Annotated in this window: 16 protein-coding genes; 5 read left to right on the forward strand and 11 right to left on the reverse strand. The window is 72.1% G+C overall.

All coding sequences use genetic code 11. From position 1 onward, the window contains the following. Positions 1 to 97 precede the first annotated feature (97 nt). The gene (locus tag ACZ56V_RS13835) at positions 98 to 1138 is read left to right on the forward strand and encodes a fatty acid desaturase family protein (RefSeq protein ID WP_467378928.1); all 1041 of its coding nucleotides are present in this window, start codon (positions 98 to 100) and stop codon (positions 1136 to 1138) included. Positions 1139 to 1214: 76 nt separating this feature from the next. Here the strand turns inward: ACZ56V_RS13835 and ACZ56V_RS13840 are convergent, their stop codons facing one another. Continuing rightward, on the reverse strand, positions 1215 to 3185 hold the full coding sequence (locus ACZ56V_RS13840; RefSeq protein WP_468942149.1) for a YncE family protein: 1971 nt from the start codon (positions 3183 to 3185) through the stop codon (positions 1215 to 1217). A gap of 278 nt (positions 3186 to 3463) precedes the next feature. On the opposite strand from ACZ56V_RS13840, the gene ACZ56V_RS13845 reads away from it, so the two are divergent. From ACZ56V_RS13845 to ACZ56V_RS13860, 4 genes are all read left to right on the forward strand, one after another. Continuing rightward, the gene (locus ACZ56V_RS13845) at positions 3464 to 4111 is read left to right on the forward strand and encodes a dihydrofolate reductase family protein (protein WP_356367323.1); all 648 of its coding nucleotides are present in this window, start codon (positions 3464 to 3466) and stop codon (positions 4109 to 4111) included. Between the two features lie 236 nt (positions 4112 to 4347). Next, positions 4348 to 5964, forward strand: coding sequence for a PH domain-containing protein (locus ACZ56V_RS13850; protein WP_468942152.1), 1617 nt, complete (start codon positions 4348 to 4350; stop codon positions 5962 to 5964). A 64-nt stretch (positions 5965 to 6028) separates the two neighbouring features. After that, positions 6029 to 6343, forward strand: coding sequence for a hypothetical protein (locus ACZ56V_RS13855; RefSeq protein ID WP_468942155.1), 315 nt, complete (start codon positions 6029 to 6031; stop codon positions 6341 to 6343). Between the two features lie 155 nt (positions 6344 to 6498). Then, on the forward strand, positions 6499 to 7275 hold the full coding sequence (locus ACZ56V_RS13860) for a polysaccharide deacetylase family protein (protein ID WP_398911613.1): 777 nt from the start codon (positions 6499 to 6501) through the stop codon (positions 7273 to 7275). Positions 7276 to 7288: 13 nt separating this feature from the next. On the opposite strand, the gene ACZ56V_RS13865 is transcribed toward ACZ56V_RS13860, so the two are convergent. The 10 genes from ACZ56V_RS13865 to ACZ56V_RS13910 all read right to left on the reverse strand — a co-directional run bounded on the left by ACZ56V_RS13865 (position 7289) and on the right by ACZ56V_RS13910 (position 17715). Then, positions 7289 to 8485: an NAD(P)/FAD-dependent oxidoreductase gene (locus ACZ56V_RS13865; protein ID WP_468942158.1), complete on the reverse strand. Its 1197-nt coding sequence runs from the start codon at positions 8483 to 8485 to the stop codon at positions 7289 to 7291. Between the two features lie 113 nt (positions 8486 to 8598). Beyond that, positions 8599 to 9543 (reverse strand): RNA polymerase sigma factor SigJ, encoded by a 945-nt coding sequence (gene sigJ, locus ACZ56V_RS13870; RefSeq protein WP_398911611.1) that lies wholly within the window; start codon positions 9541 to 9543, stop codon positions 8599 to 8601. 21 nt (positions 9544 to 9564) lie between these two features. Further along, positions 9565 to 10245, reverse strand: a complete 681-nt coding sequence (locus ACZ56V_RS13875) for a potassium-transporting ATPase subunit C (protein ID WP_468942161.1) — start codon at positions 10243 to 10245, stop codon at positions 9565 to 9567. Positions 10246 to 10250: 5 nt separating this feature from the next. Then, positions 10251 to 12377: a potassium-transporting ATPase subunit KdpB gene (gene kdpB / locus ACZ56V_RS13880; protein WP_468942163.1), complete on the reverse strand. Its 2127-nt coding sequence runs from the start codon at positions 12375 to 12377 to the stop codon at positions 10251 to 10253. Next, positions 12374 to 14035, reverse strand: a complete 1662-nt coding sequence (gene kdpA, locus ACZ56V_RS13885; protein WP_468942165.1) for a potassium-transporting ATPase subunit KdpA — start codon at positions 14033 to 14035, stop codon at positions 12374 to 12376. Before kdpA ends, kdpB begins: the two co-directional genes overlap by 4 nt. 7 nt (positions 14036 to 14042) lie before the next feature. Then, positions 14043 to 14132: a K(+)-transporting ATPase subunit F gene (gene kdpF, locus ACZ56V_RS13890; RefSeq protein WP_037922167.1), complete on the reverse strand. Its 90-nt coding sequence runs from the start codon at positions 14130 to 14132 to the stop codon at positions 14043 to 14045. An 89-nt stretch (positions 14133 to 14221) separates the two neighbouring features. Beyond that, a complete protein-coding gene (locus ACZ56V_RS13895; protein ID WP_467378912.1) occupies positions 14222 to 14779 on the reverse strand; it encodes a GtrA domain-containing protein in 558 nt (185 codons plus the stop codon). A gap of 196 nt (positions 14780 to 14975) precedes the next feature. Then, the gene (locus ACZ56V_RS13900) at positions 14976 to 15764 is read right to left on the reverse strand and encodes an ABC transporter permease (protein WP_398911606.1); all 789 of its coding nucleotides are present in this window, start codon (positions 15762 to 15764) and stop codon (positions 14976 to 14978) included. After that, positions 15761 to 16771: an ATP-binding cassette domain-containing protein gene (locus ACZ56V_RS13905; protein ID WP_467378909.1), complete on the reverse strand. Its 1011-nt coding sequence runs from the start codon at positions 16769 to 16771 to the stop codon at positions 15761 to 15763. Before ACZ56V_RS13905 ends, ACZ56V_RS13900 begins: the two co-directional genes overlap by 4 nt. Before the next feature lie 101 nt (positions 16772 to 16872). After that, on the reverse strand, positions 16873 to 17715 hold the full coding sequence (locus tag ACZ56V_RS13910) for a DUF4097 family beta strand repeat-containing protein (protein WP_467378907.1): 843 nt from the start codon (positions 17713 to 17715) through the stop codon (positions 16873 to 16875). Positions 17716 to 17767: the final 52 nt, after the last annotated feature.

Below are 17767 nucleotides of genomic sequence, written 5' to 3' on the forward strand. Positions count from 1 at the left end.
GCCGTAGGGCGGGTTCGGGTACGCGCCTCCCGGTCCCCGCAGCTGTCCCGCTCGCCGCTCCGAGTCATCCGCCCGCCTCTCAGGGAGCTTCACCCTCATGACCATGGCCACCAGCTCCACCACGCGTTCCGACCACCCCGGCAGCGACTTCGCCCGCCTCTCGAAGAAGATCGCGGACGCCGGTCTGATGAGACGCCGCCCCGGCTACTACACGTTACGGATCACCGCCGTGACCGGGCTCTACGCCGCCGGATGGGCCGCCTTCGTCTTCGTCGGCCCCTCATGGTGGACGCTGGCGGTAGCCGCCTTCCTGGCCGTCATGTACGGGCAAGTCGCGCTGGTCGCCCATGACATGGCCCACCGGCAGGTGTTCCGCCGCCGCCGGGCCAGTGAAGTGTCCGGTCGGATCGCCGGCGCGTCGATCGGCATGAGTTACGGCTGGTGGCAGGACAAGCACACGCGTCATCACGCCAACCCCAACACCGAGGACCTCGACCCCGACATCGGCCCCGACCTGCTCGTCTGGTCGCCGGACCAGGCTCGCGCGGCCACCGGTCTCCCCCGTCTGCTCGGCCGCTGGCAGGCGTTCCTGTTCTTTCCGCTGCTCACGCTGGAGGGTTTCAACCTGCACGTGGCGAGCGGCAGGGCGGTCGCCAACCGCCGGCTCAAGCGCCGCGCACTCGACGGCAGCCTGCTCTTCGCGCACTGCGCGGTCTACCTGACCGCCCTGTTCTGGGTGCTGCCGCCGGGCATGGCGATCGCCTTCCTCGCCGTCCACCAGTGCCTGTTCGGCGTCTACCTCGGTTCGGCCTTCGCTCCCAACCACAAGGGGATGCCGATCCTGTCGGCCGACGACCGCCCCGACTTCCTCCGCCGCCAGGTGCTCACCTCGCGCAATGTCAACGGAGGCCGGCTCACCGACCTGGCGCTCGGGGGCCTGAACCACCAGATCGAGCACCACCTCTTCCCGAGCATGCCGAGCCCCAACCTGCGCAAGGCCCGCGCCATCGTCCGGCGGTACTGCGGGGAAGAGGGCGTCGACTACGCGGAGACGGGGTTGGTCGCCTCGTACCGGCTGGCGCTCGCCAGCCTCCACAACGCCGGCGCACCGCTCCGGCGCTCCCGCGTCCGAGCCTAGAAGCCACGGACCGGCGTGCCCGTGTGGACGGCCGCCGCCGGTGCGGCCCGGGGGGCAGTACCGGCGACGGGGTGGGTTACTTGGTGAAGGTGAAGTACTTCCAGGAGCCGTGCGTCGTGGTGTTGATCGTGTCGCCGGAGGAGCCGTTGACGTACGACGAGCGCATGCGGGCGCGGAGGCCGGACTCGCCGGGGGCCTCCAGGCGTACGGCCGACTTGCCCCCGGTGCCCAGGGCGAAGTACTCGGAGGCGGAGTCGCGCCAGGCTCCCCGGTAGTAGACCTGGAGCTGGAGGCGCTGCTTGCGGCCCTTGTAGTAGTTCATGGTGGTGGTGAACACCGGATCGGTCTTCTTGTGGAAGTAGTAGTACGTCGTGGAGCCGATCCTGCCCGTCTTGTAGTGCTTGGAGACGGCGGTGGAGACCCTGACCCGGGCGTACCCCGTGGACTTCACGGTCTTCGAGGTGTAGCGGGCGTCGCCGGTGAAGACCGCGGAGACGGTGGTGTCGCGGGTCAGGGTCACGGTGGCCGACAGGTTGCCCTTGGAGTTGACCTCGGCCGTCCTGAGCAGCTTCTTCGGCTTGTCGGTGCCGAAGGGGTCCGTGTAGATCGAGACGGTCCGGTTCTTGTACGTCGTGCCGAGGTGCGCGGTGAAGGTGACCTTCTTGCCGTACGCGTACACCTTGCCGTTGTTGTTCAGGCTCAGCGCGGCCGTCCTGCGTGAGACGTCCACCGCGTCCGAGCCGGAGGCCGGGGCGTGCGTGGCGTCGCCCGCGTAGGAGACCTTGTAGGTGACCTTGCCGCCGGCGGGCGGTGTGTCCGTGAAGGAGAAGCTGCCGTCCGCCTTCGTCCTGACGGCGGCCAGCGTCCTGCCCTTCGGCGACTCGACGTCCGTACGGGTCACCTTCAGGCCGGTGCCGGCGGCCAGGGGCTTCCTGGAGGTCAGCCTGCCGGTGACGGTGAGCTTCTTGGCCCGTTCCGACTTGGCCGGGGCCGCCACCTTGAGGGAGGGCAGTTCCTTGGTGGGGTCGGTCAGGGCACGCAGGGTGTGGGTGCCGTAGGTGTTCACGGAGACGGCGAAGACCCGGCTCGCGTCCGGCGCCCAGGCGAGCGCTCCGTCCACGAGGGTGTCGGCGCCGCTGCTGTCGCCGGTGTTGGGGAAGTCGTACTCCCGCACGGGCACCTTGTCACCGGGCCGGTGGACGTGGACGTCGGGCTCGTACCAGGAGAAGCTGCCCCCCGCGACGCTGCCGTCCGGCGCGACCCGCACGGCGTTCGGGTAGGCGTCGATGGGGTAGCCCGACTGCTCGGTGAGGTCGGCCGTCGAGTAGGAGCCGAGGCCGTAGCCGTACTCCGGGGCGCCCCACGAGGTGAGGACCTGCTTGCCGTCGGGCGTCAGGTCCAGCTGCTTCACGGCCGTGTCCATGGAGCCCTTGGCCCGCAGCGCGGCCCCGTCCGCCGAGACGTCGTAGACGGCGAGGTCGCCGCCGTTGCCGGCCACCAGGACGCCCGGGACCGCGGGGTCCGACGCCAGGAACATCCCGGAGGCACCGTAGAAGCCGGCGTCGCCGCGCTGGGCGAGGTGCACGACGGGTTCCGGGCCGGAGGTGTCCAACGAGCCGAAGTCCGTCCCGTGGGCGAACCAGATCCGGCCGTCCACCACCTCCAGGTCGCCGGGAGCCGCGCCCACCGGGTAGCTCGCGGTCCGGATGTACGTGCTCGTCGCCACCGAGACGATCCGGTTGCCGCCGGTCACGGCCGCGTACAGCTGCCCGGAGTCGGCGGACAGTGCCAGGCCGGAGACACCGGAGAGACCGGTCAGCGTCGCCTTCACGGTGCCGCTGTAGTCGGTGACGACGATCTTGCCGCCGGTCGGGTCGGAGACGTAGACCCGCTGGTGGGCTCCGTCCACGACCATGTCGCCGACCGACTTCACCGGCAGGCCCTTCGCCGAGTCCGCCGATGCCGGGCCCGCCACGCCCCCCACCAGGACGGCGGAACTGAGAACGACCGCGAGTGCCGTCGCGGTCGCGATGCTGCGCGTGCGCACAGTGATGTGAACCCCCACAGAAGAAGCCCGGTTCTCACCGGGCGAGAACGAGAGGCCGCGCGTCCCCCCGCACCCGACGACGGGTGCGCGCGCGCTGCCGAAGACGCAGCGTATGACATGTGAGGGACAAGTGAAGACCGCGAGGGCCGCGCGCGGGGGTCGCGCGCCGGGCACGCTTCGAAAGAAGTCGCGCGGCGCTGTCGATCCGGTCGCCTCCCGTTCGACATCTTGATGGAGGACGCATCGCCCGGAACCCACAGGACCTGATGAGGGAACGCATGGATCAGCTGCTGCGAGTGCAGAACTTCACCGTCTCGAGCGACGGCGTCGCCGCCGGCGAGGACCAGAGTCTGGAGCGGCCCTTCGGCCACGCCATCGATCCGGCGCGGCTCATGGCCTGGGCCGGCGCCACGGCGAGCTGGCCCAACCGCACCGAGCCAGGGGGGAGCCGGGGCCTCGACGACTACTTCACCCGGGACTTCAGTCACAACATCGGCGCCGAGATCATGGGCCGCAACAAGTTCGGGCCCCAGCGCGGACCGTGGCAGGACCACGACTGGCGCGGCTGGTGGGGTGACGAGCCGCCGTTCCACACACCGGTGTTCGTCCTGACCCACCACACGCGCCCGTCGTTCACGCTCTCCGACACCACGTTCCACTTCGTGGACGGCGACCCCGCCACGGTGCTCGCGCGGGCGCGGGAGGCCGCGCAGGGCAAGGACGTCCGGCTCGGTGGCGGCGTGTCCACCATCCGGGAGTTCCTCGACGCCGACCTCGTCGACACCCTGCACGTGGTCGTCGCGCCGGTGACGATGGGGTCCGGACTGCGGCTGTGGGACTCGCCCGAGCAGCTGCTGGACCGGTTCCACGGAGAGGTCGTGCCCAGCCCGAGCGGCGTGACGCACCATCTCTTCTGGCGCAAGTGACCGCCCGGACCTGCCGTTCACGGCCCTGCGCCTCGGGGGGCCGTCACCGGCCAGTGGTGCAGGGCCGCGCGCAGCCTTGAGGCTTGGTCAGCACGGGGAGGGGGCCGCCTGGCGTCCGCTGTGACCCGGCGGGCGCGCCGATCCGCCCGCTCGCCCGACCCCGGCAGTGTCGCGGGCCGGAAGACTGCCGGACGCCGTACAGGCGGACGCGAAGCGGCCGGTGGCACCATGCGCGCATGACCGTCGGCCGGGAAGTGAGCGTCCGTCCCCTTCGCACGCGGCCCCTGTGGGTCCTCGTCGGACTGGGCGCGGCCGGGGCCGTGCTGGCCGCGGGGCGCCTGCTGTACTCGGGTGGGGTCGCGGACTGGTGGGTGGGCGGGGGGCTGCCGGCCGCCCTCCTGGGCGTCGCGTCCCTCCACGGAGCCACCCTCGAGGTGAGCGCCGACGCGTACGGCGTGCGGTACGGCTCGCTGGTGCGCCGCCGCCGGAGTCTGCCGTGGGGCGACATCGCCGACCTGCGCGTCCACATCCAGTACGGGCGGCACGGGGAGGAGTACTTCCGCGTCGGCGTGCTGCTGCGCGACGGGCGGACCCGGCGGCTGCCCCTGCCGCTGTCCGTGTCCCGGGCCGACCGGCCGGACTTCGACGCGAGCCTGGACGCGCTGCGGGCCCTGCACCGCCGTCACGGGAGCCCCGAGTCGGACCACCTCGCCGTCATCTCCAGGCGCACCGCGGGGCGCGGCGCCGCCGTGCCGCTGGTCCTGTGCGTGCTGCTGCTCGCGGGGGCCGGTCTGGCCGCGTGGTTCGTGCCGGTCACGGGGGCCGCGAAGGAGGCGTGGGACTCGGCGGTCCCCTGCGCCGCCGGGACGCCGTCCGCGGAGCGCGGCGCGTGCCTGACCACGGTGCCGGCCGTGATCGCGCGGACCGAGGTGGGCCGGGCGAAGCAGCCCGGCCGGCTCTACTTCGCCGACGGCCGGCCGGTGGACCGGCTCACGGTCTCGCGACAGGGCGCCCAGGGTTTCCGGGTCGGTGACCGTGTCGAACTCACCCTGTGGCGCGGGCAGGTGAGGGTGGTGGCGGCGGAACACCACGTATGGCGCGAGCACTTCACCAGCGCCGGCTCGTTGGCCGTCCTCGCCGCCGCGCTCGGCCTCGCGGCCGGGTATCCGGGTGCCCGGGTGCTGCTGCACCGGCGCGGGCGTCGGCTCCCCGACGACGAAGTCCTGCCGTCCGCGCTTCCGTTCGCGGGCGCCCTGCTCGCCACGGCCCTGTGGCTGCTGCCGCTGTGCCACCTCCACCCCATGGGGCTGCCCACCTCACCCGGGGTGCTCGCGTGGGCGGTCGTGGGGACGCTCGGCACGGCGGGCCTCCTCGTCCTGGCCTGGCGCGCGACCCGGATCCATACGCCCGCGGGCACCGCGGCGGCACCCGGGGAGCCCGGCGACGAGGACGGGGCCGAGGGCGGGGACGTGTTCCTCGCCGCCCGTTTCCTGGAGAGCACCGACTACAACCCGAACCACTTCGGCACCCACGTCGTGCTCGGCGACGGCTCGCCCGCGGTCGTTCCGCACCCCGGTCCCGGGCGGTTCGCGGCGAGAGCGATTCCGGTGCACCGGCTCACCGTCCAGGGCGTACGGCGCCCGCGGGGCGGTGACGGGGACTTCGTCCCCCGCGGCTGGCACGTCGCCGAACTCGACGACGCGGGCGCCCCGGTCCGCCTCGCGGCGGCCCCGGCCGACCTGACCCGCATCCTGCACACCCTGGGCGCGCCGGGGACCGCCACGGGCGCCGAAGCGGCCGGGCTGCCCAGGCTTCCGTCCGAAAGGGGCCCGCGATCATGTCTGTTCGACTGAGCACGGAGGACTGGTGGCTCATCGCCTTCGGCGCCACCGTCGTCCACACGGCCGCGATGCACTGGTGCATGCCGACGTCCAAGGCCCGGCTGCGCATGTTCGCCGCCCGCTGGCCGGCTGGCTGTTCCTGCTGCCCAACGCCACGGTGAAGGGCTACTCCGTCCCGCACACCCTCTACATCCACAGCGGCGTCCTGTTCACGTTCGTCGTCATGCCGGCGCCGATCGTCAAGAAGGTCGCGGCCGACATCCGGGAACAGGAGGAGAAGCCCTGGGACAAGGTCCCCCTCAACACCTTCTCCCTGTACTGGATGGTCGGGTCGTGCACGGCTTGCACAGGCGCGGCGGCCTGTTTCTGGGAGTACCTCGCCCATGGGTGAGCCGTAGCCCCGCCGAGTTGTCCGCGAACTCCCCCGGGATTGTCCGTGATCCGTAACGGCGGGATCCCGCGGCCGGGTTCTGCCGTCCTGTCATGTGGTCCCCGACGTGAGCGGGGACCGGCGGCGAGGAACTACGCGAAGGCGGGGCGGCGGACATGGCGCGGCACGGTGGTGGGCGGGGCTGGTACGGCAAGGTGGTCGGGGCGGCGCTCGGTGTGACGATGCTCGCCGTCGGCGCCTCGGTGTGGACCGCGCAGGCCGACTCCGTCGGGGGCGGTCCGGCGCCGGAGGCGTCCGCGTCGGCCATGCCGGGCGGCGCCGCCGAGCCGGTCGACATCAGCATCGCGCACGCCTCGGACGCCGGGCCCCGCGGCGTGAACATCACCATCGACGACGGTCCCGACCCGGCGTGGACGCCCCAGGTGCTGGACCTGCTGGACGAGTACGGGGTGAAGGCCACCTTCTGCATGACGGGCGTTCAGGCGCAGGCCCACCCGGACCTCGTGAAGGACGTCGTCGCCGCCGGGCACCGGCTGTGCGACCACTCGGTGTCGCACGACACCGGCATGGACAAGAAGTCCGAGGCCTACCAGTCCAAGGAGATCCTGGACGCCGAGCGCATGATCATCGAGGCGTCCGGGGGCGTCCGGCCGATGTACTACCGGGCCCCCGGCGGGGCGTTCACCCCCTACAGCCGCAAGCTCGCCGCCTCCCACGGCATGCGCCCGCTGGGCTGGAACGTGGACACCAAGGACTTCGAGCGGCCCGGCACGGACGCCATCGTCACCACCGTCCAGCGGGAGCTGTCCAACGGCCCGACCATCCTCTTCCACGACGCCGGGGGCGACCGCACCCAGACCGTCGAGGCCCTGCGGCAGGTCCTGCCCTGGCTGAAGGAGCAGGGCCACACCTTCGGGTTCCCGGTGCGCTGAGCGCGGCGGCCGCTCAGCCCGTCGTCGCCGGCTGCGGAGCCGGGGCCGTGACCGGGCGGCGCCGGGTCGGGATGCCGAGGGTCGGGTTGGCGACGCCCCAGGCCGCCGACTTGCAGACGAGTTCCTTGTAGAGGGCGGCGAGCCGTCCGGTCAGCGCCCCGCGCACGGCACGGTCGTCGGCGGTGACGTACTGGATCAGGCCCTGGCCGCGGCCCAGCGAGATGCACTGGTTGAAGTAGCGCGGCGTCACGTTCGGAAGCTTTCCGCCGGTCAGCCGGGCCGCGATGGCGTCGGCGGCCTGCCAGGCGGTGGGGACGCCCGAGGCGCACGACATCCGCAGCGGCTTGCCGCCGGGGCCCGCCGCGAGCGCGGCGTCGCCGACGGCGTACACGTCCGGGTGGGACACCGAGCGCATGGTCCCGTCGACCACGATCCGGCCGGTGTCGGTGACCTCCAGCGTGGTGGCCCGCGCCAGGGGGTGGACGGCGAATCCGGTGGTCCACACCGTCACGTCGGCCGGTACGGACGTGCCGTCGGCGGTGACGACGTGGTCCGCGGCCACGGCCGTGACGGGGGTGTTCTCGTACGCCGTGATGCCGAGGGCGGCGAAGACCTTCCGCAGGTGGCGGCGGCCCCGGGGGGAGAGCCAGTCGCCGAGGCCGCCGCGCGCCGTGAGCGACACGTCCAGGTCCGGGCGGGCCTCGGCGATCTCGGACGCGGCCTCCAGGCCGGTGAGTCCGCCGCCGACCACGACCACGGACCGCCCTGCCTCCAGCCCCGCCAGGCGTTCGCGCAGCCGGAGCGCGCCCGGGCGGCCGGCGATCTCGTGGGCGTGCTCCACGGCACCGGGGACGTCCTGCGGGTTCCAGGCGCTGCCGAGGGCGTAGACCAGGGTGTCGTACGCCAGTTCACCGGCACCGTCCGGACCGGTGACGGAGACGGCCTTGCGGTCGGCGTCCACGCCGGTGACCCGCGCGATCCGCACGTCGACCCCGGTGCCGGCGAACATCGCGTCCAGTGGCCGGGTCCTGAGCTCCTGACCGACGGCGAGCTGGTGCATCCGGACCCGTTCCACGAAGTGGGGCTCGGCGTTGACGAGGGTGATGGCCGCGTCCTCGCTCCGCAGTCGCCTGGCGAGGCGGCCGGCGGCGACGGCTCCGGCGTATCCGGCGCCCAGGACGACGATGCGGTGCCGCGGGGTGTGCTGCATGACGTGCTCCCTTGTCTCCGGCCGCTGAGGGTCTCTCCAGCGGGACTCGCCCCTTGAACCGGGCAGCCCGCCGATTCCTGACAGGGACGGGGAGTGACGCGCACCACATTCGGTCAGAAGGCCCGGATCAGGGGTTCTCCGTGGTCGGTGGCCGTCCACCGACGGGTGGCGCGTTCGAGCTTGTCGGGGTTGACCTGGTTGCGGAAGCCCGCGAGTCCCTCGGGCGTGACCTCCAGGCACATGATCCCGATGACCCGGCCGTGTACGACGGCCACGACGGCGGGGTCGCCGCCCGCGGTGGCGGCGTAGATCTCGGCGGGACCGCCGGTCAGGGCGCGCTTGGCCTTGCCGGGCTTGAACAGGCCCCGCAGGAACGTCGCCACGGCGCGGGCGCCCTCGAACGCCTTGGCGCGGGCCGGGACCTTTCCGCCACCGTCGCCGATGGACACGGCGTCCTGGGTGAGCAGCCGGACCAGTGGTTCGGTCCGGCCGCTGGTGGCCGCCGCGAGGAACTCCTCGACGATCCGCCGGGCCGCGGCCTCGTCGACCTCGGTGCGGGCCGTGCCCCGCGCGACGTGCTTCCTGGCCCGGTGCAGGGTCTGCTGGCTGGCGTCCTCCGTGATGTCGAGGATCGCGGCGATCTCCCGGTGCGGGTACCCGAACGCCTCCCGCAGGACGTACACCGCCCGCTCGGCCGGGGAGAGCCGCTCCAGCAGGGCGAGGACCGCCAGGGAGACCGACTCGCGCTGCTCGGCCGTCTCCGCCGGGCCGAGCATGGGGTCGCCGTCGAGCAGCGGCTCGGGCAGCCACTGGCCCACGTAGGTCTCCCGGCGGGCGCGGGCCGAGGTGAGCTGGTTGAGGCACAGGTTGGTGAGGACCTTGGTCAGCCAGGCCTCCGGGACCTCGACGCGCTCGACGTCGGTCGCCTGCCAGCGCAGGAAGGTCTCCTGCACGGCGTCCTCCGCCTCGCTCGCGGAGCCGAGGAGGCGGTAGGCGATGGCCTCCAGACGGGGCCTGGAGGCCTCGAACCGTTCCACGTCGCGCACGGTCAGGGCCATGGCCCGGATTGTAACCAGGCCTCAGTTCCCGGCCGCCGGTGCCACCAGTTCCTTGAGCGCGATGTTCAGTTCCAGCACGTTCACCCGCGGTTCGCCGATGAAGCCGAGGGTGCGGGAGGTGGTGTGCTCGTCGACGAGCCGCTGGACGCGCTCGGCGGGCAGGCCGTTCCGCTCGGCGACCCGGTGCACCTGGAGGTCGGCGTACCGCGGGGAGATGTCCGGGTCCAGTCCCGACCCGGAGGAGGTGACGGCGTCCGCGGGCACGTCCTCGGGCCGCACGGGGTGGCCGGGCACGGAGTTGTCCTTCACCACGGCGGCCTTGGCGTCCTTCACCCACCGGACCAGTTCCGGGTCGTCGGCGGAGCGGTTGGTGGCCCCGGACAGGATGAGGTCGTACTGGGTGTTGACGCTGTTGGCGCCGAGGCCGTTCCGGGGGCGGCCCTGGAACCACTTCAGGTCCGGCTCCGGGGTCTTCCGGCCGTCCCGCAGCGGCAGTTCGTACGCCTGGCCGATGAGGGACGAGCCGACGACCCGGCCGCCGTCCGCGGTGACTTCCGAGCCGTTGGCCTTTCCGGGGAACAGCCCCTGTGCGACGCCGGTGACGACGAGCGGGTAGAGGATGCCGGTGACCACGGTCAGGACGAGCAGGGCGCGCAGGCCCGCCGCGAGCAGCCGGGCAGCGTTGGTCAGCGAAGTGTTCATGTCGGTCAGCCGATCCCGGGAACGAGGGAGACGATCAGGTCGATGAGCTTGATGCCGGCGAACGGGGCGACCAGGCCGCCCAGCCCGTAGACGGCGAGGTTGCGGCGCAGCATCCGGTCGGCGCTCATGGGCCGGTAGCGCACGCCCTTCAGCGCGAGCGGCACCAGTACGACGATGATCAGCGCGTTGAAGACCACCGCGGACAGGATCGCGGAGGACGGGGAGGACAGCCCCATGATGTTGAGCTTGTCCAGGCCCGGGTGGACGGCCGCGAAGAGCGCCGGGATGATCGCGAAGTACTTGGCGACGTCGTTGGCGATGGAGAACGTCGTGAGCGCCCCGCGGGTGATCAGCAGCTGTTTGCCGATCTCGACGATCTCGATGAGCTTGGTCGGGTCGGAGTCGAGGTCGACCATGTTGCCGGCCTCCTTGGCGGCCGACGTGCCGGTGTTCATGGCCACGCCGACGTCCGCCTGGGCCAGCGCGGGGGCGTCGTTGGTGCCGTCGCCGGTCATCGCGACCAGCTTGCCGCCGGCCTGCTCCCGTTTGATCAGCGCCATCTTGTCCTCGGGCGTGGCCTCGGCGAGGAAGTCGTCGACGCCCGCCTCGTCGGCGATCGCCTTCGCGGTCAGCGGGTTGTCGCCCGTGATCATGACGGTCTTGATGCCCATGCGGCGCAGCTCGTCGAACCGTTCCCGCATGCCCTGCTTGACGACGTCCTTGAGGTGGACGACCCCGAGGACGCGCGCGCCGCGCTCGTCCTCGACCGCGACGAGCAGCGGCGTACCGCCCGCCTGGGAGATGCGTGCGGCGGTCGCGGCGGCGTCCTCGGCGACCCTGCCGCCCCGCTCCTCGACCCAGGCGACGACCGAACCGGCCGCGCCCTTGCGCACCTTGCGGCCGTCCACGTCCACGCCCGACATACGGGTCCGGGCGGTGAACCCGATCCACTCGGCGCCGGCCGGCTCGCCCTGCGGCCACTCGCGCAGCCCGTACCTCTCCTTCGCGAGGACGACGACGGAGCGGCCCTCGGGTGTCTCGTCGGCGAGCGAGGAGAGCTGGGCGGCCTCGGCGACCTCGGCCTCCGTCGCCCCGCGCACCGGCACGAACTCGGCGGCCTGCCGGTTGCCGAGCGTGATCGTGCCGGTCTTGTCGAGGAGCAGCGTGGAGACGTCACCGGCGGCCTCGACCGCGCGGCCCGACATCGCCAGCACGTTGCGCTGCACCAGTCGGTCCATGCCCGCGATGCCGATCGCGGAGAGCAGGGCGCCGATCGTGGTCGGGATGAGGCAGACCAGCAGGGCCACCAGCACGACCAGGTCCAGACGGGTGCCGGCGTAGTCGGCGAACGGCGGGAGGGTGGCGCAGGCCAGCAGGAAGACGACGGTCAGCGAGGCCAGCAGGATGTTCAGGGCGATCTCGTTCGGCGTCTTCTGCCGGGCCGCCCCCTCCACCAGGCTGATCATCCGGTCGATGAAGGTCTCGCCGGGTTTGGTGGTGATCCGGACGACGACGCGGTCGGAGAGCACCTTCGTCCCGCCGGTGACCGCGGACCGGTCGCCGCCGGACTCGCGGATGACGGGCGCCGACTCTCCGGTGATCGCCGACTCGTCGACCGAGGCGACGCCCTCGACGACATCGCCGTCGCCGGGGATGACGTCCCCGGCCTCGCAGACGACCAGGTCGCCGACCGTGAGTCGGGTGCCGGGAACCGTGGTGCCGTCGACCCGGCGGGCGACGGTGTCGGTCTTCGCCCTGCGCAGGGTGTCGGCCTGGGCCTTGCCGCGGCCCTCGGCGACCGCCTCCGCCAGGTTGGCGAAGAGCACGGTCAGCCAGAGCCAGGCGCTGATCGTCCAGCCGAACCAGTCGCCGGGGTCGGTGAAGGAGAAGACCGTGGTCAGGACGGAGCCGACGAGGACGACGAACATGACGGGCGACTTCACCATCACGCGCGGGTCGAGCTTGCGGAACGCGTCGGGCAGCGACGTGAGCAGGTGCTTCGGGGCGAAGAGACCCGCGCCGACGCGGGCCTCCCCGGGCCGGGGCCCGGCGGGTGCGTCGCCGTGCGGCGCCCGGGGCGGGATGGTGACTGTGGACATGGCGTCCTCTTGCTTCCGCGTGTCGGTGGTCATGCCAGCCCCTCGGCGAGCGGGCCCAGGGCGAGGGCCGGGAAGTAGGTCAGACCGGTGATGATCAGGACGGCGCCCACCAGCAGCCCGGCGAACAGGGGCTTCTCGGTGCGCAGGGTGCCCCGGGTGGCCGGCACCGGCCGCTGACCGGCCAGCGAGCCCGCGAGGGCCAGCACGAACACCATCGGCAGGAAGCGGCCGAGGAGCATGGCGAGGCCGAGGGTGGTGTTGAACCACTGGGTGTCGGCGTTCAGGCCCGCGAAGGCGGAGCCGTTGTTGTTCGCGGCCGAGGTGTAGGCGTACAGGATCTCGGAGAAGCCGTGCGCCCCGCTGTTGGTCATCGAGTCGCCCGGGGTGGGCAGGGCCATCGCGGCGGCGGTCAGGACCAGGACCAGAGCCGGGGTGATCAGGATGTAGCAGGCGGCGTACTTGATCTCGCGGATGCCGGTCTTCTTGCCCAGGTACTCGGGGGTGCGCCCGACCATCAGGCCCGCGATGAAGACCGCGATGACCGCCATGACCAGCATGCCGTAGAGGCCGGAGCCCACTCCGCCGGGCGCGATCTCGCCCAGCATCATGCCGAGCATGGTGATGCCGCCGCCGAGACCGGTGTAGGAGGAGTGGAAGGAGTCCACGGCGCCGGTGGAGGTGAGGGTGGTCGACACCGCGAAGACCGACGAGCCGCCGATGCCGAAGCGGACCTCCTTGCCCTCCATCGCGCCCCCGGCCGCCTGCAACGCCGGGCCGTGGTGGGCGAACTCGGTCCACATCATCAGGGCGACGAAGGCGAGCCAGATGGTGGCCATCGTCCCGAGGATCGCGTAGCCCTGGCGCACCGAGCCGGTCAGGACGCCGAAGGTGCGGGTCAGGGCGACCGGGATCAGCAGGATCAGGAAGATCTCGAACAGGTTGGTGAAAGGCGTCGGGTTCTCGAAGGGGTGGGCGGAGTTGGCGTTGAAGTAGCCGCCGCCGTTGGTGCCCAGCTCCTTGATGACCTCCTGGGAGGCGACCGCGCCCCCGTTCCACTGCTGCGAGCCGCCCGTGAACCGGCCGACCTCGTGGATGCCGGAGAAGTTCTGGATGACCCCGCAGGCCACCAGGACCAGCGCGCCGACGACGGCGATGGGCACCAGGACGCGGACGACACCGCGGACCAGGTCGGCCCAGAAGTTGCCCAGTTCGCCGGTGCGGGACCTGGCGAAGCCGCGGACGAGGGCGACGGCCACGGCGATGCCGACGGCGGCCGAGACGAAGTTCTGCACGGCCAGGCCGGCGGTCTGCACGACGTGGCCCATGGCCTGCTCGCCGTAGTACGACTGCCAGTTGGTGTTGGACACGAAGGAGGCGGCGGTGTTGAACGCCTGGTCCGGGTCGATGGAGGCGAAGCCGAGCGAGCCGGGCAGGACGCCCTGGAGCCGCTGGAGCAGGTAGAGGAAGAGGACTCCGGCGAGGGAGAAGGCGAGGACGCCGCGCAGGTACGCGGGCCAGCGCATCTCCGTGTCCGGGTCGGCACCGATGCCCCGGTAGATCCACTTCTCGACCCGCAGGTGCGTGGACGAGGAGTAGACCCTGGCCAGGTAGGTGCCGAGGGGGACGTGGGCGAGCGCCAGCGCGGCCATGAGCGCGAGCAGCTGGAGCACGCCGGCGAGGACGGGGCTCATGCGGTGCTCAGAACCTCTCCGGGTGGATCAGGGCGAGGACGAGGTAACCGAGCAGGGCGACGGCCACGATCAGACCGACGATGTTCTCCGCGGTCACAGCCTCGTCACCCCCTTGGCGGCCAGGGCGACGAGCGCGAACACCGCGATCGTGGTGACGACGAAGGCCACGTCGGCCATCGCTAGCTCCTAGAGAGGTTCGGGAGAGAAGCTGACAAGGAGAGGAGAGCCCCCTCCCGACCGGTTTCGGCCACCGTTGACGGCTTCCATACGGCGGCGCGAACGCCCTTGACACCTCTCTGACGACGGGGCCGACGGAACGCCCCCGGACCGCGCGAAGACGACGAGGCGCAGGACCACGAAGCGCGCGACACCGGTGAGGGCGGAGGCGGACAGGTAGACGGCCTGTTCGAGCACCGCACCGGGCGCCGCCACCACCTGGTGCAGGGCGAGCATCGCCACGGACGTCACCGCGAACGCGGCCCCCGCCGATCCGGCCGACTGGGCGTGCTGGCGCCAGGTCGTACGCCTGCCCGCGCCGAAGGTGAAGCGGGCGTGCAGCTCGGTGCCGAGGAGCGTGGACGCCGCGGTGACCAGGGCGTTGGCCAGGGCCCAGGGGACCCAGGAGGCGAGGCCGGCCACGGCGAAGCTGGAGGCGAGGCCCAGCCCGCCCCCGCAGAGCACGAAGCGGGCGAAGGCCGCGAGGGCGCCGGGCGTGGCCCGTCGGTTGCTCCGGGCTGTGTCCATGTCGGTCCGTCCCCCTCCGTCGCACCATCGATGGCACCACTATGGCACATCTTTGGCGCCATGTGGAGCCATTTCATGTGCCACCTGCACCACCTCGCCCTCGCCCGGGCAACGCCAAGGGCGGCGCCCCGACGAGGTGTCGGGGCGCCGCCCTTGGGCGGAACGGGTCGCGGGTGCCTCCCGCGCAGCGGGCCGCCTACTTCGCGTCGCGGTTGAAGACCGACTTCGACCAGAGGTAGCCGAGCGCGCACAGGGCCACGCACCAGGCGAGGGCGAGCCAGCCGTTGTGGCCGATCTCCGTGCCGAGAAGCAGACCGCGCAGGGTCTCGATGGCGGGGGTGAACGGCTGGTACTCGGCGACCGGCTGGAACCAGCCCGGCATGGCGTCGATGGGCACGAAGGTGCTGGAGATGAGCGGGAGGAAGATCAGCGGCATCGCGTTGTTGCCGGCGGCCTCGGCGTTCGGGCTGATCAGGCCCATGCCGACCGCGATCCAGGTGAGCGCGGTGGCGAACAGGGTGACCAGCGCGAAGGCCGCGAGCCACTCCAGGACGGTGGCGTCGGTGGACCGGAACCCGATGGCGGCGGCGACGGCACCGACGAGGACCACGCTGACCACCGACTGCAGCACGCTGCCGATGACGTGCCCGGTGATCACCGAGCCGCGGTGGATGGGCATGGTGCGGAACCGGGCGACGATGCCCTCGGTCATGTCGTTGCAGATGGAGACGGCGGTGCCGACCGTGGTGCTGCCGATGGTCATCAGCACCAGGCCCGGCACGATGAACGCTACGTAGGCGGACCGGTCGGCGCCGCCGCCGATGCCCGCGCTCATCGTGTCTCCGAAGATGTAGACGAAGAGGAGCAGCAGCATGATCGGCGTGAGCAGCAGGTTGAGGGTGAGGGAGGGGTAGCGCCGGGCGTGCAGGAGGTTGCGGCGCAGCATGGTGGAGGAGTTGCGCGCGGCGAGGGCGAGGCTGCTCATCGGACCGTCTCCTTGGTCACGTCGGACTGGGCGGGGACGCCGGCGCCGCCGGTCAGGGCGAAGAAGACGTCGTCGAGGTCGGGGGTGTGCACGGTCAGCCCGTCGGCCTCGATGCCCGCGCCGTCGAGGCGGTCGAGGACGGAGCGCAGGTCGCGCTGGCTGCCGTCGCTGGGGATCCGGAGGGTGAGGGAGTCGTCGTCCCCGGTGCCGTCGGGCAGTGCCGCGGCGGCACCGCGGTAGGCGTCCGGGTCGGTGAAGCGGAGCCGGACGTGTCCGCCGGGGACGAGCCGCTTGAGTTCCTCGGCGGTGCCTTCGGCGGCGATCCTCCCGTCGTGGAGCACGGCGATGCGGTCGGCGAGTTCGTCGGCCTCGGTCAGGTACTGGGTGGTGAGGAAGACGGTGACGCCGCCGGTGACGAGTTCGCGGATGATCTGCCACATGGTGTGGCGGGAGCGCGGGTCGAGCCCGGTGGTGGGCTCGTCGAGGAAGATGACCCGGGGGCTGCCGACGAGGGTCATGGCGATGTCCAGGCGGCGCTTCATGCCGCCGGAGTAGGTGGAGGCGGGCTTCTTCGCGGCCTCGGTGAGGCCGAAGCGTTCCAGCAGTTCGGCGGCGATCCGCCTCCCCTCGCGCCGGGGGATCAGGTGCAGGTCCGCCATGAGGAGCATGTTCTCCTCGCCGGTGATCAGGCCGTCCACGGCCGAGAACTGCCCGGTGACCCCGATGGCGCCGCGCACGGCCTGCGGGTCGGTGGCGAGGTCGTGGCCCGCCACCTGGACCTGACCGCCGTCGGCGGAGACGAGGGTGGAGAGGATCTGCACGGTGGTGGTCTTGCCGGCGCCGTTCGGCCCGAGCAGCGCGAACACGGACCCGGCCGGGATGCGCAGGTCGATGCCGTCGAGGACGGTCTTGTCGCCGTACGACTTGCGCAGACCCACGGCGGAGACGGCGGCGGACGCCCGCGGACCGGATCCCGAGGTGGTCGTGGGCATGACAGATGAAGGCATGGAGCCCTCCCGTTCGAGGGGATGACGGATCGGGGACGACGGATCGGAGCGGTGAGAGAGGGGACACCGGGCGTACGGCGGCCGGCGGGAAGAGCGGGGGCTCAGGCCTTGGCGCGGCGGACGTCGATGTTGCCGTACCGGGTGCGGGCGTGGACCTTGACGGTCTCCTCGGTCGCCGCGGGGCTGCCGGACGCGGTGAGGGTGTTGCGCACCTGCCCTCCGCTGGACTGGGCGTCGAGCCAGGCGGCCGTGCCCTCGCGGATGCCGACCTGGATGGCGCCGTAGGAGGTCTCCAGCCGGACCTCGCCGCGGACCACCTCGTCCACCCGCAAGGTCCCGTGGGCGGTGGTGGCGGTGAGCGAGGCCTCGGCGCGGGTGACGTTGATGTCGCCGTTGGCGTTCTTGACCCGCAGGTCGCCGAGCGCGACGCCCACGGTGGTGGAGCCGTGCGAGTTCTTCAGGACCGCGGTGCCGTCGACGAAGCCGACGCGCACGCTGCCGGAGCTGGTGGTGATCTCGGCCGGGCCCTCGACCCGGTCCACGGTGACCGAACCGTGGGAGGCGTCGAGCCGGAGCGGCCCGGTCGTGTCCAGGCGGACGTCACCGCCCGGGGTCTTCACCCGGACCTCGCCGAGCCGGCCCTCGCCGAGGACCTGGGTCCAGGAGCCCTCCATGTCGACCCGCGACCCGGCCGGCAGTTCCACCGTCACGTCGACGGTGCCGGTGGGGCCGATGAAGCGGCGCTCCTTCGTGCTGATCGTCAGGACGCCGCTCGCGTACGAGACCTCGGTCTGCTCGGCGGCCCGTACGTCCTTGTCCCGCTTCGGGTCGCCGGGGCGCACCTCGACGACCGTGTCGAGCCGGTCGCCCGCGGTGAACCGGATGGAACCGGCGCCCACGTGGGCGGTCACGGCGATCGGTCCGGGAGTGTCGAAAGAAGGCATGGCTGTACCGTCCTCTTGGGTCCGTAGAGTGTCCCCGCTGGTGGGACGTGGT

Source organism: Streptomyces sp. NPDC034099 (assembly GCF_055575415.1).